The organism is Rahnella laticis, assembly GCF_015644585.1.
Classification (GTDB): Bacteria; Pseudomonadota; Gammaproteobacteria; order Enterobacterales; family Enterobacteriaceae; genus Rahnella; species Rahnella laticis.
On the sequence record NZ_JADOBI010000001.1, the window covers coordinates 113,567 to 135,223 of the forward strand.

The window sequence follows — 21,657 nt, forward strand, 5'->3', positions numbered from 1 at the left end:
TGCTTTGTGCGTCGCGCAACACCTTTCGGAGAGTCAATCAGGTGGAAAAAAAGAAAGTCTTCCCTCAGGAAAAAAGCGGTCTTCACCCGCGAAATCGTCATCGCAGCCGCTATGATTTCCCGGCCCTGATTGCCAGCAGCCCGGAACTGGCGCCGTTTGTCAGTGAAAATAAATGGGGCGATCTGTCCGTCGATTTCGCCAATCCGCAGGCTGTAAAAGCGCTGAACCGTGCTTTGCTGCGTGACTGCTATCAGATTGAAAACTGGGACATTCCGGCAGACTATCTTTGCCCGCCAATTCCGGGCCGCGCTGATTATGTTCACCATCTGGCTGATTTGCTGGCCAGCAGCAACAACGGCAATATCCCGCAGGGTAAAGACATTTCCGTGCTGGATATCGGTGTGGGTGCGAACTGTATTTATCCGATTATCGGCCTGCGTGAATACGGCTGGCGTTTCACCGCCAGTGAGATTGACCCGGTTTCGATGGCTGCCGCGAAGAAAATTGTCGCGACCAACCCGCAACTGACCAATCAGGTACGTTTCCGTTTGCAGGCGAAACCGCCGCGTATTCTCGATACCATTATCCGTCACGACGAGCGTTATGATGCCGTGCTGTGCAACCCGCCTTTCCATGCGTCGGCGGCAGATGCGGCGTCAGGCAGCCAGCGTAAACGTCAGAATCTTGGGCTGGATCGCCGTGCCGGTACGGCGGATCTGAACTTCGGCGGTCAGCACAATGAACTGTGGTGTGAAGGCGGCGAAGAAGCGTTTGTTGTCCGCATGGCGGAAGAGAGCGCCGGTAAAGCACAGAACTGTTTCTGGTACACCGTGCTGGTATCTAAAAAAACAACACTTCCGCTACTGTATGACGCGCTCAACGAAGAGGGTGTGACGGATATCCGCACCATCGAGATGACGCAGGGGAATAAAATCAGCCGCTTCGTCGCCTGGACTTTCCTGACGCCATCGCAGCAAAAAAGTTGGGCGATTAAGCGCTGGTCAGTCTGATCACGTTGTAATCTTCTTTATTCCAGCCTGTTATTCTGACGACAAACAGGCTGGAAAAAATACTCCTGCCTGACCTTTCTTTTTCATTGGATTAAATTATGCTTAATTCACTATAAGAAAGTTGATTAATTATCCTGATAATGATTTATCGCGTGATTTTATTTAAACGCGTTTTGTTTAGCTTCAGCAAACCTGCCTAAAACCCGCCCAGGGGTCAGACTAATGTTCTGTGGATTATCGTTATTTGACGAATAACCCACAGGTATTAGCACGTGTGTATTTTTTAAATTAATTGCGACCACGCATTAATTCACGTTATCAGCCACAGGGTGTCTGTCCTATGCAATTATTTTCTCATCAGTTTAGTACGGCATGGCGTGATAAATTCGCAGCACTTCAGGACGCTGTACCGATGATTGTCTTCACGCCAGACGGCGTGGTGCTTGAGGTCAATGACCTGTTCCTTAAGGGCATGGGCTACAACAGGCAGGAAGTCGTTGGTCAGCCTCACCTGATTTTCTGCACGCCAGAGTTCGTTGCCAGCGATGCCTATCGCTTGCATTGGGAAGGTTTACGGCAGGGAAAGTCCATCAGCGGGAATATTAAACGAGTACATAAAAGTGGAAAATTAATCTGGCTCGAAGCCACTTATGTTCCTGTTAAAAATAAACAAGGCAAAGTCACTGAAATAATTAAAATTGCCAGTGATGTCTCTGAAAGAATTACAGAATCGCACGAGCATCAGGGAATTTTACAAGCACTTGACCGTTCAATGGCACTGATTACCTTTACCCCCGAAGGTAATGTGATTTCTGCAAACAATAACTTCCTGAAAGTCATGGGTTATTCTCTGCAACAAATCAAAGGCCACCCTCACGCGATGTTTTGTCTGCCGAAGTTTGGTGATACCCACGAATATAAAAATCACTGGCAGCGTCTGCGTAACGGAGAATTTATCCTCGGGCGTTTCGAGCGGATGAACGGTCGCGGCCAGGCAATCTGGCTGGAAGCCAGCTACAACCCGGTCATGGATGATGACGGCAAGGTGCTGAAAATCGTCAAAATCGCACAGGATATTACCAGCCAGATGGCGCAGCAGCGTCAGCAGGAAAGCATGATGACGCACGTCCACGAACTGTCGCTGACGACGGACAAAACGGCGGCAGAAGGGGTCACCATCGTCCAGAAAGCCGTGGAAGATATGCAGGAAGTCGAAGCGCTGGCGCGCCGTACGTCGGACATTATCGGCCAGCTCGGGCAGACCTCTGAAAAGATTGGTGAGATGGTGGATACCATCCGGCGCATCTCTTCGCAAACCAACTTACTGGCGATTAACGCCACCATCGAAGCCGCGCACGCGGGCGAACAGGGCAGGGGATTTGCCGTGGTCGCCGGTGAAGTGCGTTCGCTGGCGGATCAGTCGCGGAAAGCCGCCGTGGAAATTGATCAGCTGACGCAAAGCATCCGCGACGGTGTGATGGCGGCAATCGACGGCATGGGGAACTGCGTTAACCGCGCGGGCGGCGGTGTCGCGCTGAGCCGCAATGCGGGCGATGTGATTAATCAGGTCAATCTGGGGATGCAGGATCTGGTGCGGATGATGGCGGAGTTTTCGGTTATCACCGGGGATCAGGGGCAAACGAGGCATTAGCGGGAGGCGGGAGCTAAAAGTAGCTTGTGAAATTTTCAAAGATTACAGACATTTGGTTAGCTCCTCCCCCTGCGAAGGGGGAGGTTGGGAGGGGGTTTAGCAGGCAACTAAGCTGCTGCAACCCACACCCCATCCCGGCCTTCCCCTCGTGAGAGGGGAAGGAGCAAATCAAAACCATCTTGCAGTGATGCTTCGAATTACATAGCTCCCGAGCCGTTTTTGCGGCAACAGAGGCGGCAACTGGATTATAGTCAGCAAGCCCAAGGTGTTGACCTTAAACACTGTCTCTGCACCGGCCATCTGTAACCCCCACCGACGGGGCATCGGCATAAAGTTGAACCGCCTGCCTCGGCATCTCGATCCCTGCGGCGGCAAAGTGATTCTTCACTAAACGGTCAAGCGCATACTGCACCGTCCACTGTTCCAGCGCTTTTGTGCGCACCAGCACCCGCAGGGTGAAGAACTGATCGCCTAATCCCACGACGCCCTGATAAATCGGTTCGCCGAGCAATAACGGTTTGATGTTCTCATCCTGTTGCAGCGCTTCTACGGCCTTACGCAGGACGGCGTTGGCGGCGTCCACGTCTTCATTGCGGCTGACGTTATAGCTGGCCCGGTAGACGCCAAACTCACGTTCATAATTCGAAAGCGTCGTTATCGAAGAGTAGGGAACGATGTGATACACGCCGTAGATATCGCGCAGGCCAATCGAGCGGATGGTCATGCGTTCAACCGTGCCGCTGATGCCCATCACCGTGACGTATTCGCCGGTATTCATACCATTTTCGAACTGGATGAAAATACCGGTGATCACGTCTTTCACCAGCGTCTGCGCACCGAAACTGACGGCCAGACCGAGCGCACCTGCACCGGCCAGCAGCGGGGCGATATTCAGCCCGACCTGCGAGAGCATGATCATAATGGTGATCGTACAAATCACAATCGCGAGGACGTTGCGGAAGAGGGTCAGCAGCGTGCGCTCACGGGCGCTCGGACGTGCGCCGTTACTCAGTTCCTGCGCCAGACGATGTTCAATCACGCTGGCAAGCAGCGTCCAGGCCACAATGGCGAAGCACAGAATAAACAGCATATGGCCCAGACCGCTGATCACTTTCTCGCCGGTCTCCGTCATAAACCATTTGTTGAGATTGAAAATCTGCCACGCGTCGAGCAGCGAGAGCGTCACGCTCAGCACCACCAGCACGCGGATGATTTTCAGACCCGCCGGAATGTAAGAATTAATGCGCTTTTGCAGCAGCGGATAGCGGCGGTTAACGTCGTCGGGCAGGGTGATACGGCGGTTAATCCAGCGCGAAAGCAGGCCGGAGATCAGCGCGCCGATGCCGATAATCACCAGGCTTTTAATCGTTGCGGCCATCATAAAGCGCAGACTTCCGGCAAAATCAAACTGCGAAAGAAAGAACAACACCACGAAATAACTGACCGCCAGAAGATGCCAGACATGCCCGAGGGCGCGGAGAATGACGCTGAAAAATGCCATCGAACGTTCAGCCAGCAGGTTGAATTCATGATGGATTGTTCGGCGGTTATGCAAAATCAGCCAGCTGGCGTAAACCGTCAGGGCCAGCATCACCACGAAATTCACCACAGCGGCGGTGGTGTAATTGATTTGTGTGGCAACCACCGGTACGCCGACCATCAGCGCGTAGCCAATCAGCCCGCTGACCCACGCCAGGCGGGTATTCCAGTAGCGCGCCGTGACATCCGCCAGCGGGAAAGGGCGCAGGTAGCTGAAGCCGGGCGCAAAGATCAGGCGCAAAACGGCTTTGAAGAATTCAATCACCGCGAAGGCGCTGAGGAACAAAGCCTGCAGGCGCGCAATCAGCGGGCTGCCGCCGTTGAAATATTGCGTGAACAAATTACCGGCGGCGACGGTCAGCAGCAGAATTCCGAGGTCAACTGCGAAAGCCCCGATAATGCTGGCGGGCAGTTTGTACCAGTGGGCTTCTTTCAGACGCGCATGGTTTCCCCAGCGTCCGAGGCGCAGATAAAGCGGCCCGATTAGCCGGCGAATCAGATGGAAAAACGCAAAGGTCACGGCGACGGTCAGCAGAAAATACCCCAGCGCCGGGAAGAAACGTGCGGCATTAAAATGATGCTGCGGGCCGGAATTGATGGTGTCTTTAAGCTGCTGTACGCGCTTCATAAAGCCGGAAGCGGTTTGCTGCGTGGTATCCACCAGCTGGTCAATCAGCGAAAGCTGTTCAGCCTGCGGAGCGGTGTTTTCGGCAGGCGCTTTTGTTGCCGGCGTGGTTCCGGCGGCTTCCCGCAGATGGGTAATCAGTTGGGCGCGGGCTTTATCATCCTGAAGAATATCGGCCAGCGCGGCGTAAGAAGCTTTCTGTTGATCGGCAGCGGCGGGTTTTTCCTCAGCCGCATGGCTGAAGGCGCTGAACAGGGAGATTGTGATAAACAGCAGAGCTGAAAATATCGGTGTCTGGATGCGGTGAGCCAACGGAGTCCTGTCGTTATGCGGCATTGTTCCTCTCTCAAAATAGCGTTAGTCGGAAGTGTTGCTGCCCTAAGGGTAAAGCATCGGTGACGGTATTGTAGAAAAATTGTGGCAAGAATTTGTGAAAGGACGTGCTACAAGGCGTGGTCAGGGTACTGGTTCAGGCCGCGAAATCGTCTGCCAAACCCCCTCCCGGCCTCCCCCTTCGCAGGGGGAGGAGTAAACCGGATAATTTTTTTTATTCGAATTCAGTGAATTAACCGCATTAATCTTTCGAATTACATAGCCAGTGGCCGCTTTCAGAAAATTTGCTGAGTGAGTGTTTCGAGACGTGAGGCTCGAAGACCGAAACGAAGGTACCGCGGAGCGGCAAGTTTTCGCGGCAATAAGGAGAGTTTCTGAAACATAGCCAGCAAGCGAAGCGCTTGTTGAAAAAGCGGGGAGGAATCCAAAGGAGGGAAAGCACTTCCCTCCTTTGGTCGGTTTCGGCGCTGCGCGTTAAGAGATCACCGCTATTGAGAAACCGAAATATTCTCAGTCTGCGTTCGCAGTAAAAACCGCCGGCCTCCCTGCAAATCAGGAAACGTGTTGCAGGAACTCCCGCAGACGCTCACTCGGTGGGTTATTCACCAGATCTGCCGGTTTACCGTCTTCCGCAATACGCCCTTTATCGATGAAGATTAACCGTGATGCCACTTTCTCGGCGAAGCCGACTTCGTGCGTCACGATAACCATCGTCATGCCTTCTTCGGCCAGCTGCTTCATGACGGTCAATACTTCATGACGCAGTTCCGGATCCAGCGCAGAGGTTGGCTCATCAAACAGCATCAGTTTAGGTTTCACCGCCAGCGCACGGGCAATCGCCACACGCTGTTGCTGTCCGCCGGAAAGTTCAGACGGGTAGTGGTTACCGCGCTCGGAAAGACCGACTTTTGCCAGCAATTCTTTCGCCAGTTTATTGGCTTCATCTTTCGACGCACCACGAACGCGGATCGGGCCGAAAGCCACGTTTTCCAGCGCTGTCATGTGCGGGAACAGATAGAACTGCTGGAAAACCATACCGGCTTCCTGGCGGATCAGACGTTCGTCGACTTTCGGGTCATTCACTTTCAGGCCATCGACAATCAGCTCGCCGGACGTGATTTCTTCCAGCTTGTTGATGCAACGCAGCAAAGTGGATTTACCGGAACCAGATGGCCCGATAATAACCACGACTTCACCCTGAGAAATGTTCAGATCGATGTCGTGGAGCACCTGGGTTTTACCAAAGTGTTTTGAGACGTTCTTGAATTCAATCATATAATTTTCAGTTTGCGTTCTAAGCGGCGCAGAACAAAGCTCAGAGCCAGCGTGATGATCAGATAGATAACGGCAACCGCACTCCAGATTTCCATGGCGCGGAAGTTACCGGCGATGATTTCCTGGCCCTGACGGGTCAGCTCGGCGACACCGATGACGATAAACAGCGAGGTATCTTTGATACTCACAATCCACTGGTTGCCCAGCGGTGGCAGCATGCGGCGCAACGCCAGCGGCATGATGATGTAACGCAAGGTCGCACGACGCGACAGACCCAGCGCCAGGCCCGCTTCGCGGAAACCATTATGGATAGACAACACGGCGCCACGCGTAATTTCAGCGATGTATGCACCTGAGTTGATCATGATTGTCACCACCGCCGCGCTGAACGGGTCGATACGCAGATCGGGAACCATCATCGGCAGTGCGAAATAAATGAACATTACTTGTACGACAATAGGCGTACCGCGAATGAGCTCGATAAATACCAGTGCGATGTTGCTGCTAAACCAGCCACCAAACGCGCGGGCAAAACCCGCAATCACACCAATAATCAGACCGCCAACCAGACCGAGGACCGAAATCCACAATGTCATCTTGGCGCCTTCGAGCAGGATAGGCAGAGCGGGCCAAATTACGCTCCAGTCAAACTGCATGGATTATCTCCTGGTAAAACAACAAACTGCGCCTGTCCGGAGAATTCCCCGTCAGGCGCTTCTTATCAAGTCAGATTTCTATATAGAGGAACGACTTAAATGAAAAAAACTTACTTAGGTTCAGTATCGAACCATTTTTTGTAGATTGCCGCGTAAGTACCATTCTCTTTGATGGTTTTCAGAGCCGCGTTGGCTTTCTCACGCAGGTCACTGCCTTGCGGGAAGGCGATACCGTATTGCTGACCAGCCAGTGAATCACCGACGGCCTTGAACTGGCCTTTACCGGCAGTTTTGATGAAGTACAGAATGTTCGGGGTGTCGTGCATTACAGCATCAGCACGGCCTGTCCCCAGTTCCATGTAAGCGCTGTCGATGTTCGGGAACTGACGCAGATCTTTGGTCTGCACGTTGGCTTTCATGTAGTCAACGGAGCTGGTGCCGCTTTTCACTGCAACCACTTTGCCTTTCAGATCATTAACGCTTTTGATGGCGTCGTTGTTGCTCTTAACCATCACCATCAGGCCGCTGTTGTAGTAGCCGTCAGAGAAGTCGATCGCTTTTTTACGCTCTGGCGTAATGGTGATACCGGCCAGTGCCAGATCGATGTTGTGAGTTTGCAGGGCAGGGATGATGCCGCCGAAATCCATTGGTTTCAGTTCATAAGAGACTTTCATCTCTTTGGCGACCGCGTCCCACAGGTCGATATCGAAGCCGACATACTTGTCGCCTTGTTTGAATTCAAACGGTACAAACGCAGTGTCGGTAGCTACGATCAGTTTTTTGTCTGCGGCGTGTGAGCTAACGGCAAAGGCCAGGGTCAGCGCGGCCAGGGAAACTTTTAAGAGTGACTTCATCAGTGAATTTCCTTTGTACATATTATGGGAACGACCTTATGTTACGACGCTTAACTGCAAAATTCATGCCATTATTCATCTATTTTAAAATTCAATGGCTTATCGTCTTGCTGAACCGTTCAAGCTGCAGATTAATCCGGAATTGCACATTTGTGGTGCATTGTTACATCTTGCAATGTTCTCTCATGGTGCATCGCGTCATCATTAACCAGATGTTGTATTTTAAACAATCATTAATTAACAATCATGCCATCCAAATGATAACTCGCTCTAACTTTTTCAGAACGTGCGTAAAACCACTGCTCAATATTGAAGCAAATGTAAAGAGGGGAAGGGTGGGATCTGAGGAAAAACCGAGGTGGGTTGAACCATAATGGTGCAACCCGTCATAAGAAAAAAATCTAGCGCAGCTGGCTGTCTTTACTTCCCCGGCGATTATATCCGGCATGATCCTGCTGCTTTTTATCCAGCTCAGCCTGGCAGGTGACGCAATACTGAACGCCCTGAAGCGCTTTCCGGCGAGCTTCCGGGATCGGCTCTCCGCATTCCCGGCAAAAATGGGCACTTTCGCCATGTCCGAGCGACTGTCGTGCGCGGTCAACCGCGTCATTTACCGTTGAATCAATCTGGTCCTGAACGGCGCCATCTTGCGCCCATCCGCTTGCCATGATGACCTCCGGAAAAGTAAAACGGGCTGGCATTAAAGGCCAACCCGCTTCGCATTAATCACTCAGATGACCGCAGCCTGATCCTGCGGTGCCGGAATGTGATTACTCGATATTAGATTCGATAAACCACAGGAATTTATCCAGGTCGCGGGATGCAGCAGTGAAAATATCTGCGGTATCTTCGTCTTCCACTTCGCTGATGGCTTTGCGGGTATCGTTAGCCACAACAGCATAACGTTCAGCCAGCGCTTTCAGGTGTTCCTGTACGGTGTGGATATTGGTCGGGTAGCTTTTCAGCGGGGTTTTATCGTTAACAACCTGCACGGTACCCAGCGCAACGCCACCTAACTGAACGACACGTTCTGCGATGGTGTCCTGATGGTCGATAATCGCAGTGCGGAAGCCGTCGAGCATTTCATGAACGGCAATAAAGTTTGCGCCACGCATGTTCCAGTGTGCCTGTTTGGTGATCAGCGACAGATCAATATATTCAGTCACCAGACGGTTAAGCACTTTGATGGTATTGAGTTTGACGCTCTCATCTAAATCGTTGCGTGTGTAGATAAGTTCAGAAGATTTCGTTTTGACCAGTTTAGCGGTACTCATATTCATATCTCCTTGTTTCATTAAAATAAACGCTAAATAATGTATTTCGTAACTGCATTTAGTATAGCAATAAATCACAATTTTGCAGGACAGTCGTTCCTATCGTTCTGATAGCGTGTGTCTAAAAGGACTGTCTCGCCGACCTGTTAAACCTATCATACTGATTTCTCAGATGCATAGGATTCATCCGTAATTGTATTTTTTATCCAGGAATTAATAAGTACTAATAGTGATAATTATTTTCATTTAAGTGTGATGAATATTTTTCAATGTAACTTCTGGTGTGAATATATATTCATAATGCTCATGGGTAATGGCGGGAAATAACAGTCAGACCGGGTAATTATTTATTTTGAATAGAATTAGCCAAAACGGCAGAAGAATATCTGCCGTTTTATATAAATAACTTGAAAGGATTACAGTGCCAGCGTTCCGCTGTAAAGCACTGCGCCGGTCGGTTGTCCGGTTGGAGAACCGCCGCGAGGTTCGAGGCTGATTGCCAGCGTATAACCCGGGTCCGGCATTTTTGCGGCCAGCGTTAACTGCGTTGGTTGCTGCGTGTTGAGCAAGCCGAGCGAACGCGGTTTGCCGCCCGGCGGAATAGCCCACAGTTCCAGACTGCGGTCAGCCGCCAGATCCGGTGCGCTGAGCGGTGTCAGCAACAGGCTGCGCGTGCTCATATCGACGCTGACCACCCATTGCCCGTTTTGCTGCCCGGCGCTGCTGGCCAGAATGGCGACCGGCGTTGGTGCGGCGGGTTGTACCAGAAGGTGAGGGATCAGCAACAACGCGGCCAGCCCGGCGGCCAGCGCCCAGCCAATGTATCCGCGCATCGGTCTTTTCGCCGGAGCAGGGCGTTTTTCGGGTTGTAAGGCCAGATTGTGCTGAATGCGTTTCCAGACCGAAGCGGGTGGGATCACCGGGATAATCTGATTATCGAGCTGGGTAAACGCCTCCTGCCAGCGGGCGACTTCAGCCGCTAACGTCGGGTCATCGCGCATTTTGCGCTCGAACTGAATCCGCGCCGCGCCGCGCAAGGTGCCGAGTGCATATTCGGCTGCGAGGGCAGCCTGATAATGGCTTCTGCTTTTCATAGTCCGACGCAGCTCTTAAGGTGATCCAGGGCGCGACGGATCCAGCTTTTTATCGTCCCCAGGGGTTGTTGTAAATGTGAGGAAACCTCGCCGTGAGACAGGCCCTGATAATAGGCAAGGATCAGGCTCTGTCGTTGTTCTGCGGGAAGGTGCGCCAGGCAAGCCGCCAGAATTTTGGCATCGCTGTCCTGTTGCAGCCGTTGCAAAGGCTCATCAACGTCGCTGGCGTCGCTGTTCATGACGTCGTCATCCAGCTCATCGAGCTGATTGTCGCTCCCGCGCATCCAGTCGATGGCGCGGTTGCGGACAATGTGTGTCAGCCAGGTCATCGGGGAACTGAGCGCCGGATTATACGAACCGGCGCGGTTCCACGCAGTGATGTAGCTGTCGTGCAAAACTTCTTCTGCCCAGGCGTGCCGGCGCAACATGCGTAATGCGACGGCAAACAACCGGGGGGACGTCAGACGGTATAACTGCTCAAATGCCTGTCGGTCGCCAACGGCCATGGCGCTCATCAGTTCACGCTGTACTTCCAGCGCATTCTCTGGTGTTGGCTTAACTAAAAAATTGTCATGCATTCGCCCGTCCTGACTTGCTGAGGTGCTGTTTCATAAAGAAATCATGCCCTCAGTATAGTCGGTATTATTTTGGCATCAGGACGGTATCAATGACGTCGATCACACCGTTCTTCTGCTGGACGTCATAAGTGCTGATATTGGCGATATTCCCTTTGCCATCTTTAAGCTGAATATTGTGCGGGCCGTTATTGAGGATCCACAGTGGCTGGCCGTTTACGGTTTTCAGTTCTGCGGTGCCGTTGCCTTTTTTCAGCAGTTTTTCGAGATCTTTCATTTCATATTTACCCGCAACCACGTGATACGTGAGGATGCTGGTCAGTGTGGCTTTGTTTTCCGGTTTCACCAGACTTTCAACGGTGCCAGCCGGTAATTTAGCGAAGGCGGCATTGGTTGGGGCAAACACGGTGAACGGGCCTTTACCCTGTAAAGTATCGACCAGACCTGCGGCTTTAACGGCAGCCACCAGCGTGGTGTGATCTTTAGAGTTCAGGGCATTTTCTACGATATTTTTAGACGGATACATTTCAGCGCCACCGACCATGGTGGTGTTTTGAGACATCATTGCAGCCATTGACGCAGTGCTCAGCAGAAGAGAAGCACAGATAGCAGTACGGAGTAATGTTTTCATGATGGTGTCCTTCGTAGGTTAAGTAGGTAAGGTCTTGCCTCACATCTATACATACGAATGACCCCCTGCTTTTGGATGCAGGAATAGATGAAATAAAATGAAAAATCCGAAAGTATTTTTCAACATATTGATAGAAAAGAAAAAAACCACATCAGGATGACGTGGTTTTTTTGAAAATTCAGCGCGGATTTACTTTCCTGAAGGATTATTGCCCGGAATATCGACCGTTTCTATTTTGGCTTTGCGTTGAAGCGTCAGCGTCGAACCGGCAGACGCCGCAATAATCGCGGCCAGCCCCAGCCACTGTGAGGCCGTCAGGAACTCACCCAGGAAAATTATCCCTGAAAGTGCTGCCATCGCCGGTTCCATGCTCATCAGCGTGCCAAACGTTTTGGCCGGGAGTTTGGTCAGCGCCATCATTTCCAGCGAGTAAGGGATTGCAGAAGTGAGCAGGGCGATCAGCAGGCCTAACGGCAAAATCTCCCAGCTGAAAATAGAGGTATGCGCCTGCGCGACCCCGATCGGAAAGAAGATCAGTGCGGCAATTACAGAGCCTATCGCCGCCGTACCCGGCCCGTAGCTGCTGCCCGCTTTCTGACCGGCAAGAATATAAACGGCCCAGCAGGCACCGGCAATCAGCGCAAAACAGGCACCTTTCAGATCTACTCCCCCCGCGCTTTGCCCCAGTGGCAGCAGGAACAATAGCCCGGCAACGGCCAGCACGATCCAGATGAAATCGACCGGACGGCGCGAGGAAAACATCGCAACGGCCAGCGGACCGGTGAATTCGAGTGCAACAGCGATCCCTAACGGCACGGTACGCAGCGCCAGATAAAAGCTGTAGTTCATGCAACCGAGCGCCAGGCCGTACATCAGCAGCGCGCGGAAATTACCGCCGCGCATTTTAAGCCGCCACGGTCGGAAATAGAGAAGTAACAGAATAGAACCGATGCCCAGACGCAGCGCAGTCACCCCTTGCGGCCCGACGACCGGAAACAGCGTTTTGGCCAGCGACGCACCACCCTGTAATGAGAGCATCGCGACGAGTAATAAAAGGATGGCGATCAGCGGTGAAGCTTTCCGGGGTAACGCGGGAAGTGGCGGGCCATTATTATGTGCCGCGTCCTGAGAGTCCTGCGGCTGATTTTGTTCTGACTGTGACATCCATTGCGCCTTTTGAGGTGATCCCATGGATCCGGAATCTTCAGATTTATAGTTTTGAAAAGAAAGGTAAAGCACAGTCAGTGTAGTGGGAAATCACGCGGGAAAAAATCCTCAAAAAAAAGTTTTTTCAGAATGCGTTTCTTAAAAAATTGTCAAAAAGTGGCGTTTTTTTGCCCAAAAATTTAGGAATTATCTGCTAATTCCAAAAAGTTCAATAAGTTTATCTTATAGTTTTAGTGACGAAAATCTCAATAAATTTAGATAGATACTAAGTACTGGAAACTTTTTGTTACACCATATGATGCTTTGGACATCTTAATTGAGGCAGAGTTTCACACTGGTTTTTGTTATATTTTGGAACGTGAAGGTTACTTTGGTTTCTCTTTTTGAGGTGGTTTATGAAAAAAATTGCATGTCTTTCCGCATTAGCTTGCGTCGTAGCACTGGGTGTTTCCTCTAGCGCATTCGCTGGTACCAGCACCGTTTCTGCTGGCTACGCTCAGGGTGACGCACAAGGCGTTGTAAACAAAGCAAACGGCTTCAACCTGAAGTACCGTTACGAGCAAGATAACAACCCACTGGGCGTTATCGGCTCTTTCACTTACATTCAGGACGATAGCAACCCGACTTCTGGTGACTACCGTAAAGCACAGTACTACGGCATCACTGCAGGTCCTGCATACCGCATCAACGACTGGGTTTCTGCTTACGGCGTGATCGGTCTGGGCTACGGTAAATTCCAGTACAACGAAAACGTTGCCTCTACCGCTAACCGTGAAAAATCAGACACCAGCGATTATGGTTTCTCTTACGGTGCTGGTCTGCAGTTCAACCCAATCCAGAACGTTGCTCTGGACGTTTCCTACGAACAGTCCCGCATCCGCAGTGTTGATGTTGGCACCTGGATCGCAGGCGTGGGTTACAGCTTCTAATTCTTCGCCCTGTGTAACGCTTGCCGTTACCCAATCGCGAAAACAAAAACCGCTCGAAAGAGCGGTTTTTTTATGTCTGTGAACTGGTACAGCATCGTTAAAACTCCTTTTCATTGATCGTACAACCAGCGGCCTGCTTTGGCCGATTCTATTAACATTCCTATGGTGAAATCAGGTACGGGAATAAGAATTCTTTTTTTAAAAGGATTCCATGAAATAGGTTCATACGGGTAATATTTTTCAATATTAAAGTTATCTCTCTGAACGTTAAATTCAGAAAAGTACTTATCCATTAAATCTTCAGCCTCACCGATATCTAACTTCAAATCTGTATCCAGATCCGTTTCCGGCGTAAAAACTTCCTGCCTCTTCTTATTATTGAAAAGATAAACGCCGTTAAAAGGCCTGACCAGTGCGTATATGCGTTGTTCAATATCATCTACCATATGTTATCTTTACCCCGCGCAATCATGTTGTAGTCTCTTAATGGCGTGTTTATGAATCCTTGTATATTACGGGGGACGAAATTCAGCAATATAGAGGAAGTGAACTCTGTCGTTAAAAAGCCTGTTTGTTGATCTGGGTTATATATTGTGTGTTATTTTGCAGGGTTTTAAAAATATAATAGATGAGCCGTTAACTATTTCACTAATCAGTCTGGCTTAAATGAAGGGAGGGTTTTTTAAGACAAGTAATTTAAATAATGAAGTTGAAATTATGCCTTTCCGGCAGGGATGGCTGGAAATGCCACTATTATTGATCCGGATAATGAAATCTACTTATTGAATTTCAGCCGAAATATAGAATAAAGGGCTAAGGGATTATCAAATCCCGCTAAACCAGTTATAACCCTGGTCTTCCCAGTAACCGCCCGGATTAGTATTGGTGACGAAAATCGCGCCGATATGTTTGGCGTTTTTGAAGCCTGTTATGATTTAGTATGATTTATGCTGTTTTGTATTTTTATGAAATTGCAGTTTTATTGCGATATCCGATTACTCAACACATCGCAAAATCTGGCCTGCCTGCCATTAAATTGTTTCACTTTCAGGCATAGCCTTTGTGCTGATAATTTTTCCTTAATCAAAAATATCAACACTGATGCCTCAAGATGAAACCACAAAAAATGCATTATTCAACCATTATTATGTGATCTTAGTTGCAGATTTTTGAATATTATAGATTTGCAAATTGTGCATTACGTCACATTTAATCTATTGACATGGCATTTTGTGCCAAAAATAAAAATTTAACCAATTGAATTAAAAAGATAATGTTTTCGCCGTTATTTTGTTTGGCCTTGCCGGGGCATGGCTTGATTTGTTTTTTTTACAGCGTTAGGTTAATTGCAAATAAAAACCTCTCTCTGCAAAAAAATAGGAATACAGCATGCGGCTAATTGATTATTTCCCTGAATCTTCAATATCAATAAAAGATAATGCTACGGACTGGATGCAGGCTGTCGATTTTTCAATGGAAGTTCTTTTGAAAAATGGATATGTCACCCCGGATTACGTAGAAGCAATAAAAAGAACGACATTAGAAACAGGGCCGTATTATATTCTGGCCCCCTTGATTGCCATGCCGCACTCAAGACCGGAGAACGGTGCTTTAAAAACAGGGCTGTCATTAACATTACTCAAAAATGCTGTTGTATTTGGCGAAATAGAAGAGCCAGTCAAATTATTAATAGGTTTGTCTGCAGCTGATTCTGATGCACACATCGGTGCTATTCAGGCATTGAGTGAAATGTTTTGCGAAGAATCACAGATGGAATCTTTACTTAATGCAAACACCTCGCAGCAGTTAATTGAAATTATCGCTCAGGCACAATAATTTTATCAGGATCAATATGAAAAATAAATCAGCTCGTGCCAAAGTCCAGGCATTTGGGGGATTCCTGACTGCCATGGTAATCCCTAATATCGGTGCCTTTATTGCCTGGGGTTTTCTTACAGCATTATTTATCCCTACCGGTTGGCTGCCCAACGAACAATTCGCAAAAATAGTGGGCCCGATGATTACCTATTTACTTCCGGTAATGATTGGTTCAACCGGTGGCCATTTGATCGGTGGAAAACGTGGTGCCGTAATGGGAGGGATTGGTACTATCGGTGTGATTGTTGGCGCTGACATCCCGATGTTTATCGGCGCAATGATCATGGGGCCATTGGGTGGTTGGGTTATAAAATGGATTGATAAGTCGCTTGAAAACCGTATACCTGCCGGTTTTGAAATGGTGGTTAATAACTTCTCGCTGGGTATTTCAGGCATGCTGCTTTGCCTGTTGGCTTTTGAAGTGATTGGCCCGGCAGTGCTGGTGGCGAATGGCTTTGTCAAAGAGTGCATTGAAGCCCTCGTGAGCACGGGTTACTTACCTCTGCTTTCAATCATTAACGAACCCGCAAAAATTCTCTTCTTAAATAACGCCATTGATCAGGGCGTGTATTACCCGCTAGGCATGCAGCAGGCCGCTGAAACCGGGAAATCGATTTTCTTCATGGTGGCATCAAATCCAGGCCCAGGCCTTGGGCTCCTGCTGGGATTTACGTTCTTCGGTAAAGGAATGAGTAAAAAATCAGCCCCGGGAGCAATGATTATCCACTTCCTCGGGGGGATCCATGAACTCTACTTCCCTTATGTATTAATGAAGCCACTCACGCTGATTGCCATGATTGCTGGCGGTATGTCAGGGATCTACACCTTTAATCTCCTTGGCGGCGGTTTGGTGGCGGGGCCGAGTCCGGGTTCTATTTTTGCCTATCTGGCAATGACTCCACGCGGAGCATTTTTCGCCACGATTGCCGGGGTCACCGTAGCAACGGTTGTATCGTTCGTTATCACCGCTTTAATTCTCAAGATGGACAACAGTAAAGAAACCGAGCAGGAAGATAAATTCACAGAGTCAGCAAGTGCGATGAAAGAAATGAAGCAGGAAGGTGCATGGAGTTCTGTACCGGTAAAACTCGTCGCCTTTGTCTGTGATGCCGGAATGGGTTCAAGCGCAATGGGTGCCACAACATTTCGTAAGCGGTTACAAAAGCAGGGGATTGATATCGAGGTTAAACATTACTCTATCGAAAATGTTCCTTCAAATGCTGAGATTATTGTCACTCACGCAAGCCTTGAGGGGCGGGTGAAATTGGTGACTAATAAACCGTTAGTGCTGATTAATAACTACATTGGTGATCCGAAACTGGATGTTTTATTTAACGAACTCTCTTCTAACGCTAAGTAATAAGGATTTGTATGAAAACTAAAGTTGCAGCCATCTATGGAAAACAAGATGTCCGAATCCGCGAGTTTGAATTACCTGAAATAAACGATGACGAATTATTAGTAAGCGTAATTTCTGACAGCGTGTGTTTATCAACCTGGAAGGCAGCGCTTTTGGGCAGCGATCACAAACGAGTTCCTGACAATCTCGAAGAACATCCGGTAATTACCGGACACGAATGTGCCGGTGTAATTGTACAAGTCGGTAAGAATTTGACTGCGAGATATAAATCCGGGCAGCGTTATGTACTGCAACCAGCAATGGGGCTGGCCAGCGGATATTCTGCAGGATATAGCTACGAATATTTCGGTGGTAACGCTACCTATATGATTATCCCAAAGCAGGCCATTGATTTAGGGTGCGTACTGCCTTATTACGGCTCATATTTTGCAGCAGCGTCATTAGCTGAACCGATGTGCTGCATCATCGGAGCGTATAAAGCCAACTATCACACCACGCAATATGTCTATGAACATCGCATGGGGATTAAACCGGACGGTAATCTTGCGTTGCTAGCCTGCGCAGGTCCTATGGGGATCGGCGCTATTGATTATGCAATTAACGGTAATATTAAGCCCCGGAAAGTGGTGGTGGTCGATATCGATGAAGCCCGACTGACTCAGGCGGAAAAGCTATTGCCTGTGGCGCTGGCTGCCAAAAAAGGCATCGAACTTATTTATGTAAACAGCAAAGATCTTGATAATCCTGCCGCAGCACTTCGTGAGATGACGGGGGGCGAAGGATTTGATGATGTCTTCGTTTATGCAGCAGTACCCTCGGTTATTGAGCTTGGTGATGATTTGCTGGCCAATGACGGTTGCCTGAACTTTTTTGCTGGCCCAACGGATAAAAATTTCAAGGTACCCTTTAATTTTTACAATATTCATTATGGCAGCACGCATATCGTCGGGACATCTGGTGGGTCAACCGACGACATGAAAGAGGCCATCAAGCTTGCCGAAACGGGCCGGTTACAACCTTCGTTCATGGTCACTCACGTCGGCGGGCTTGATGCGGTACCGGATACAGTCATTAACCTGCCGAACATCCCAGGCGGTAAGAAGCTCATTTATAACGGTGTCACCATGCCATTGACTGCTATTTCAGATTTTGCCCGACTGGGCGAAACGGATCCTCTATTCCGTCACCTTGCAGAACTGGTAGCGGCGACACATGGCGTATGGAATGAAAAAGCTGAGAAATATCTGCTTTCTTATTTCGATGTTGATACTGGCGAGGAAGCGTGAGTATGGAAACGCTGGCTTATCCACTTTTTCGAACTACGGAACGGGCTGCACTGGCAGCCTGGCCGCTGATTGGTTGTGGTGATAAGAATCGGATTGATGGTGTAGCCGTTCAGGCAATGCGTGATTCGCTGAATAAGATAGATTTTCAGGGAAGAATAGTCATCGGTGAAGGCGAAATCGATCAGGCACCGATGCTCTACATCGGCGAAATCCTTGGAAATGGCACTGGCCCACAAATCGATATCGCAGTTGATCCGATTGAAGGCACTCGAATGGTGGCGATGGGGCAAAACAATGCACTTGCCGTAATGGCATGTGCTCCGCACGGAACGTTGTTGCATGCACCGGATATGTATATGAAGAAGCTGGTTGTCGGGAAGAGGGCGAAAGGGGCCATAAATCTTGCGCTATCACTCGAGGACAACCTTCACAATATCGCAAAGGTGCTGGGAAAGCCGCTGGAGAAACTGCGCCTGGTGACATTAGATAAACCTCGTCATGCTGAGACCATCGCAACGGCCACTCGATTGGGTGTTAAGGTTTTTGCCTTGCCTGATGGTGATGTCGCGGCAAGCGTGATGACTTGTCTTCTGGAAAATCAATACGATGTCATGTACAGCATTGGTGGAGCTCCGGAAGGCGTAATTTCAGCCTGTGCTGTCAAAGCGCTGGCGGGTGAAATGCAGGTCGAACTGCTGGATTTCTGCCAGGCAAAAGGGGAATCGACAGAACATCGTAAAATTGCCGATTCTGAACATCAGCGCTGCAGAGAAATGGGGGTGGAATTGAACCGTATTTATCGCCTGCATGAAATCGTACGCAGCGATGATGTCTTATTCTCTGCCACGGGCGTAACCGGCGGCGATATTTTGCAGGGTATCAGAGAAGAGGGCACGGTGATCCGTACTCAGACTCTCTTGATAAATGGTATAGAGCACACCTGTAATGTTATAGACTCTTTGCATCACCTGTAATTTTTTGAGATATCGATGATCCTGTTAAACGAAGATGATGTCCTTGAGCGTCTGGAGTCGCAGAATGATGTAGCGTCGTTTATGAACGTTGCTCATGATATTTTGCTTTCAAGTATCCGGGAATTTCTACCCTCTTTATTTGTTAATAATGATGAAGAGATTCTCGAATATGCTGTGAAGCCCTTGCTGGCCAAAAGTGGGCCTCTTGATGATATCGATATCGCTTTGCGTCTGATCTACGCTCTGGGAAGAATGGATAAACGGTTATATGCTGACATAATCTGTTTTTCCCAATTTTGCAATTTTGTCCGCACTGGCCCTGATGAAATTCATTTTCAAGACAACATTGTCTATGACCTGATTACAAATCTTAACGTTATTACTAAAAACGCACCGATTTTAAATGCAGTAAAAAACATGAAGTATGCTGATTTCTCCGTTTATTCAGAAATACGTTACAGCAATATGGTCAAAACGGCGTTAACACTGGCGGTTACATCCATGTTAAAGGAACTAAACTTGTGAATATCACACTAAATATTAATAGCCTGGCAGTTGACGCATATTATCATGATGATGAGATTGCTAATGTCCATTTGCCCTTACTGAAACGCCTGACTGACCGGAGTACGATTCCTTTACATGAGCGTAAAATAATTTTTCTCAGCGCTCCTCCGGGAACAGGAAAATCTACGCTAACGGCTTTTTGGGAATACTTATCCAACAATGACCCCGAATTACCCAAAATTCAAACCTTACCTATGGACGGGTTTCATCATTATAATGACTGGCTTGTACGAAATAAATTACGCCCATTTAAAGGAATGCCGGAAACATTCAATGTAGATAAACTGGCAGACAACCTCGCATTGATTCGCACCGCCGGGGGAGGGTGGCCTCAGTACGACAGACAACTTCATGACCCGGTCGAAAATTCAATCAGGGTTACAGCGCCGGTGGTAATCGTAGAAGGCAACTGGTTATTAGCTGATGATGATCGTTGGAGTGTTCTCGGGAAGTACTGTGATATCTCTGTATTTATTCGGGCCTCTCCGAAAGTATTACGTGACCGTTTAATCTCTCGTAAATGTGCTGGTGGTCTGAATTCTGATGAAGCCAATGCATTTTATCTGCGCACTGATGGGCCTAACGTAGAGCGCGTATTGAAGCATAGTCGCCCGGCAGATATTACCCTTACTATGACAGATAATGGGGGATATCATTTTTCTAATTAATAATTTTTGAGATTATTAACTTTGTAATACATAGTCACACCAGCACATGAATAACGCCGAAAATAAGACTATCTGTGGGTTATGATAATAATCAAAGATAGGGGCTGCTTGTGTGTGAAATTAAAATTATATCATTTACCCCTCCTATGCTTGTTTAAAAAACATTATGAAGGATTCAATACAATGCCAAGACTATTAAATTCTGTAAAACCGGGCGTAATCTCCAGTGATGATATTCAAAAAGTCTTCCAGATTGCTAAAGATAATAAATTCGCCTTGCCTGCCGTTAACTGCACTGGGATTGATTCAATCAATGCTGTGCTTGAAGCAGCGGCAAAAGTGAAAGCCCCCGTTATTGTGCAGCTCTCCAATGGCGGAGCGCAGTATATTGCGGGGAAAGGAATACAAGGTGACAAATTTCAGGCGGCAGTTCTGGGGGCTATATCGGCTGCACATCATGTTCATCTTATGGCAGAGTTCTACGGTGTTCCCGTTATTCTTCATACAGATCATTGCGCAAAAAAACTTCTCCCCTGGCTTGATGAACTCCTGATTGCAGGAGAACAACACTTCGCGAAGACGGGGCACCCACTATTTTCTTCCCATATGATTGACTTGTCTGAAGAACCTCTCGAAGAGAATATTGAGGTCTGCGCCAAATATCTTAGTCGCATGTCTGAAATTGGGATGACACTGGAAATAGAACTGGGATGCACCGGGGGGGAAGAAGATGGTGTTGATAACAGTCATATGGATGCGTCTGCACTGTATACCCGGTCTGAAGATGTTGATTACGCCTTTAGCAAACTGAACGCAATTAGCCCTCGCTTCACTATTGCCGCTTCTTTTGGCAATGTGCACGGTGTCTATAAACCAGGAAATGTAAAACTTACCCCAACTATTTTACGTGATTTTCAGCAATACGTTTCCAGCAAATATAATCTGCCACATAACAGTCTGAACTTTGTGTTCCATGGTGGTTCAGGGTCGTCAGAAAAGGAAATTCAGGACTCCATCAGCTACGGTGTTGTGAAAATGAATATTGATACGGATACCCAGTGGGCAACCTGGGAAGGAGTATTAGATTATTACAATAAGAATAAAGATTATTTACAGGGTCAATTAGGGAATCCCCAGGGCGAAGAAAAACCAAATAAAAAATATTATGACCCACGCGCCTGGCTTCGTTCAGGCCAGTTAACCATGATTACACGTTTGGAGAGGGCATTCCGGGAACTTAATGCCATCGACGTTTTATAGCAGGCTTACTTGTAACCAAAACATTGGATTAAACCCTCTTAAAAATTTATC

At 48.5% G+C, this 21,657-nt stretch carries 21 protein-coding genes and 1 pseudogene; 10 read left to right on the forward strand and 12 right to left on the reverse strand.

Features of this window, described 5'->3' with window-relative positions; genetic code table 11:
* Positions 1–41: 41 nt before the first annotated feature.
* Both rlmF and IV433_RS00385 read left to right on the forward strand, forming a co-directional pair.
* A complete protein-coding gene (gene rlmF, locus IV433_RS00380) occupies positions 42–1,010 on the forward strand; it encodes a 23S rRNA (adenine(1618)-N(6))-methyltransferase RlmF (RefSeq protein ID WP_195812888.1) in 969 nt (322 codons plus the stop codon).
* Between the two features lie 340 nt (positions 1,011–1,350).
* Positions 1,351–2,661, forward strand: a complete 1,311-nt coding sequence (locus IV433_RS00385; RefSeq protein ID WP_195812887.1) for a methyl-accepting chemotaxis protein — start codon at positions 1,351–1,353, stop codon at positions 2,659–2,661.
* A 274-nt stretch (positions 2,662–2,935) separates the two neighbouring features.
* On the opposite strand, the gene ybiO is transcribed toward IV433_RS00385, so the two are convergent.
* The 10 genes from ybiO to rhtA all read right to left on the reverse strand — a co-directional run bounded on the left by ybiO (position 2,936) and on the right by rhtA (position 12,681).
* Positions 2,936–5,086 carry a mechanosensitive channel protein gene (gene ybiO, locus IV433_RS00390; protein WP_370530236.1) on the reverse strand — a complete coding sequence of 717 codons (2,151 nt, stop codon included), beginning with the start codon at positions 5,084–5,086 and terminating at the stop codon, positions 2,936–2,938.
* Positions 5,087–5,710: 624 nt separating this feature from the next.
* Positions 5,711–6,433 (reverse strand): glutamine ABC transporter ATP-binding protein GlnQ, encoded by a 723-nt coding sequence (gene glnQ / locus IV433_RS00395; protein WP_165058189.1) that lies wholly within the window; start codon positions 6,431–6,433, stop codon positions 5,711–5,713.
* Complete coding sequence (gene glnP / locus IV433_RS00400) at positions 6,430–7,089, reverse strand: glutamine ABC transporter permease GlnP (RefSeq protein ID WP_152324286.1); 660 nt, start codon at positions 7,087–7,089, stop codon at positions 6,430–6,432. The genes glnQ and glnP overlap by 4 nt, the downstream gene beginning before the upstream one ends.
* A 110-nt stretch (positions 7,090–7,199) precedes the next feature.
* Positions 7,200–7,943: a glutamine ABC transporter substrate-binding protein GlnH gene (glnH, locus tag IV433_RS00405; RefSeq protein ID WP_152324285.1), complete on the reverse strand. Its 744-nt coding sequence runs from the start codon at positions 7,941–7,943 to the stop codon at positions 7,200–7,202.
* Positions 7,944–8,344: 401 nt separating this feature from the next.
* Positions 8,345–8,611, reverse strand: a complete 267-nt coding sequence (locus IV433_RS00410; RefSeq protein ID WP_152324284.1) for a DksA/TraR family C4-type zinc finger protein — start codon at positions 8,609–8,611, stop codon at positions 8,345–8,347.
* Positions 8,612–8,713: 102 nt separating this feature from the next.
* The gene (gene dps, locus IV433_RS00415; RefSeq protein WP_015696542.1) at positions 8,714–9,217 is read right to left on the reverse strand and encodes a DNA starvation/stationary phase protection protein Dps; all 504 of its coding nucleotides are present in this window, start codon (positions 9,215–9,217) and stop codon (positions 8,714–8,716) included.
* Positions 9,218–9,633: 416 nt separating this feature from the next.
* Positions 9,634–10,311: an anti-sigma factor gene (locus IV433_RS00420; RefSeq protein WP_195812885.1), complete on the reverse strand. Its 678-nt coding sequence runs from the start codon at positions 10,309–10,311 to the stop codon at positions 9,634–9,636.
* Positions 10,308–10,889 (reverse strand): sigma-70 family RNA polymerase sigma factor, encoded by a 582-nt coding sequence (locus tag IV433_RS00425; RefSeq protein WP_152324271.1) that lies wholly within the window; start codon positions 10,887–10,889, stop codon positions 10,308–10,310. Before IV433_RS00425 ends, IV433_RS00420 begins: the two co-directional genes overlap by 4 nt.
* Positions 10,890–10,953: 64 nt before the next feature.
* The gene (locus tag IV433_RS00430) at positions 10,954–11,517 is read right to left on the reverse strand and encodes a fasciclin domain-containing protein (RefSeq protein ID WP_195812884.1); all 564 of its coding nucleotides are present in this window, start codon (positions 11,515–11,517) and stop codon (positions 10,954–10,956) included.
* A gap of 189 nt (positions 11,518–11,706) precedes the next feature.
* Positions 11,707–12,681 (reverse strand): threonine/homoserine exporter RhtA, encoded by a 975-nt coding sequence (gene rhtA, locus IV433_RS00435; RefSeq protein ID WP_195812883.1) that lies wholly within the window; start codon positions 12,679–12,681, stop codon positions 11,707–11,709.
* A 398-nt stretch (positions 12,682–13,079) separates the two neighbouring features.
* Between rhtA and ompX the strand changes: the two genes are divergently transcribed.
* Positions 13,080–13,613, forward strand: coding sequence for an outer membrane protein OmpX (gene ompX, locus IV433_RS00440; protein WP_195812882.1), 534 nt, complete (start codon positions 13,080–13,082; stop codon positions 13,611–13,613).
* A 110-nt stretch (positions 13,614–13,723) separates the two neighbouring features.
* On the opposite strand, the gene IV433_RS00445 is transcribed toward ompX, so the two are convergent.
* Both IV433_RS00445 and IV433_RS00450 read right to left on the reverse strand, forming a co-directional pair.
* Positions 13,724–14,059 carry a DUF1493 family protein gene (locus IV433_RS00445; RefSeq protein WP_195812881.1) on the reverse strand — a complete coding sequence of 112 codons (336 nt, stop codon included), beginning with the start codon at positions 14,057–14,059 and terminating at the stop codon, positions 13,724–13,726.
* A 378-nt stretch (positions 14,060–14,437) separates the two neighbouring features.
* Positions 14,438–14,539: pseudogene (locus IV433_RS00450) on the reverse strand (molybdopterin-binding protein); the annotation flags it as partial.
* Between the two features lie 463 nt (positions 14,540–15,002).
* Here IV433_RS00450 and cmtB point away from each other — a divergent pair.
* From cmtB to fbaA, 7 genes are all read left to right on the forward strand, one after another.
* The gene (gene cmtB / locus IV433_RS00455) at positions 15,003–15,449 is read left to right on the forward strand and encodes a PTS mannitol transporter subunit IIA (protein ID WP_195812880.1); all 447 of its coding nucleotides are present in this window, start codon (positions 15,003–15,005) and stop codon (positions 15,447–15,449) included.
* 16 nt (positions 15,450–15,465) lie between these two features.
* Entirely contained in the window at positions 15,466–16,851 is a 1,386-nt protein-coding gene (locus tag IV433_RS00460) for a PTS mannitol transporter subunit IICB (RefSeq protein WP_195812879.1), read from the forward strand.
* A gap of 11 nt (positions 16,852–16,862) precedes the next feature.
* On the forward strand, positions 16,863–18,137 hold the full coding sequence (locus IV433_RS00465) for a zinc-binding dehydrogenase (RefSeq protein WP_195812878.1): 1,275 nt from the start codon (positions 16,863–16,865) through the stop codon (positions 18,135–18,137).
* A gap of 2 nt (positions 18,138–18,139) precedes the next feature.
* Positions 18,140–19,111, forward strand: a complete 972-nt coding sequence (gene glpX / locus IV433_RS00470; RefSeq protein WP_195812877.1) for a class II fructose-bisphosphatase — start codon at positions 18,140–18,142, stop codon at positions 19,109–19,111.
* Between the two features lie 15 nt (positions 19,112–19,126).
* Positions 19,127–19,636 (forward strand): MltR family transcriptional regulator, encoded by a 510-nt coding sequence (locus tag IV433_RS00475; RefSeq protein ID WP_195812876.1) that lies wholly within the window; start codon positions 19,127–19,129, stop codon positions 19,634–19,636.
* Positions 19,633–20,346: a nucleoside/nucleotide kinase family protein gene (locus tag IV433_RS00480; protein WP_195812875.1), complete on the forward strand. Its 714-nt coding sequence runs from the start codon at positions 19,633–19,635 to the stop codon at positions 20,344–20,346. The genes IV433_RS00475 and IV433_RS00480 overlap by 4 nt, the downstream gene beginning before the upstream one ends.
* 183 nt (positions 20,347–20,529) lie before the next feature.
* On the forward strand, positions 20,530–21,606 hold the full coding sequence (fbaA, locus tag IV433_RS00485; RefSeq protein ID WP_195812874.1) for a class II fructose-bisphosphate aldolase: 1,077 nt from the start codon (positions 20,530–20,532) through the stop codon (positions 21,604–21,606).
* The last annotated feature ends 51 nt before the right edge of the window (positions 21,607–21,657 follow it).

Coding starts and splice junctions, on each gene's coding strand:
- ompX (WP_195812882.1), top strand. CDS start 13,080: ATGAAAAAAATTGCATGTCTTTCCGCATTAGCTTGCGTCGTAGCACTG.
- IV433_RS00465 (WP_195812878.1), top strand. CDS start 16,863: ATGAAAACTAAAGTTGCAGCCATCTATGGAAAACAAGATGTCCGAATC.
- fbaA (WP_195812874.1), top strand. CDS start 20,530: ATGCCAAGACTATTAAATTCTGTAAAACCGGGCGTAATCTCCAGTGAT.
- glnH (WP_152324285.1), bottom strand. CDS start 7,943: ATGAAGTCACTCTTAAAAGTTTCCCTGGCCGCGCTGACCCTGGCCTTT.
- IV433_RS00425 (WP_152324271.1), bottom strand. CDS start 10,889: ATGCATGACAATTTTTTAGTTAAGCCAACACCAGAGAATGCGCTGGAA.
- glnQ (WP_165058189.1), bottom strand. CDS start 6,433: ATGATTGAATTCAAGAACGTCTCAAAACACTTTGGTAAAACCCAGGTG.
- glpX (WP_195812877.1), top strand. CDS start 18,140: ATGGAAACGCTGGCTTATCCACTTTTTCGAACTACGGAACGGGCTGCA.
- IV433_RS00460 (WP_195812879.1), top strand. CDS start 15,466: ATGAAAAATAAATCAGCTCGTGCCAAAGTCCAGGCATTTGGGGGATTC.
- rhtA (WP_195812883.1), bottom strand. CDS start 12,681: ATGTCACAGTCAGAACAAAATCAGCCGCAGGACTCTCAGGACGCGGCA.
- glnP (WP_152324286.1), bottom strand. CDS start 7,089: ATGCAGTTTGACTGGAGCGTAATTTGGCCCGCTCTGCCTATCCTGCTC.
- IV433_RS00410 (WP_152324284.1), bottom strand. CDS start 8,611: ATGGCAAGCGGATGGGCGCAAGATGGCGCCGTTCAGGACCAGATTGAT.
- dps (WP_015696542.1), bottom strand. CDS start 9,217: ATGAGTACCGCTAAACTGGTCAAAACGAAATCTTCTGAACTTATCTAC.
- IV433_RS00420 (WP_195812885.1), bottom strand. CDS start 10,311: ATGAAAAGCAGAAGCCATTATCAGGCTGCCCTCGCAGCCGAATATGCA.
- IV433_RS00445 (WP_195812881.1), bottom strand. CDS start 14,059: ATGGTAGATGATATTGAACAACGCATATACGCACTGGTCAGGCCTTTT.
- IV433_RS00475 (WP_195812876.1), top strand. CDS start 19,127: ATGATCCTGTTAAACGAAGATGATGTCCTTGAGCGTCTGGAGTCGCAG.
- IV433_RS00430 (WP_195812884.1), bottom strand. CDS start 11,517: ATGAAAACATTACTCCGTACTGCTATCTGTGCTTCTCTTCTGCTGAGC.
- cmtB (WP_195812880.1), top strand. CDS start 15,003: ATGCGGCTAATTGATTATTTCCCTGAATCTTCAATATCAATAAAAGAT.
- IV433_RS00385 (WP_195812887.1), top strand. CDS start 1,351: ATGCAATTATTTTCTCATCAGTTTAGTACGGCATGGCGTGATAAATTC.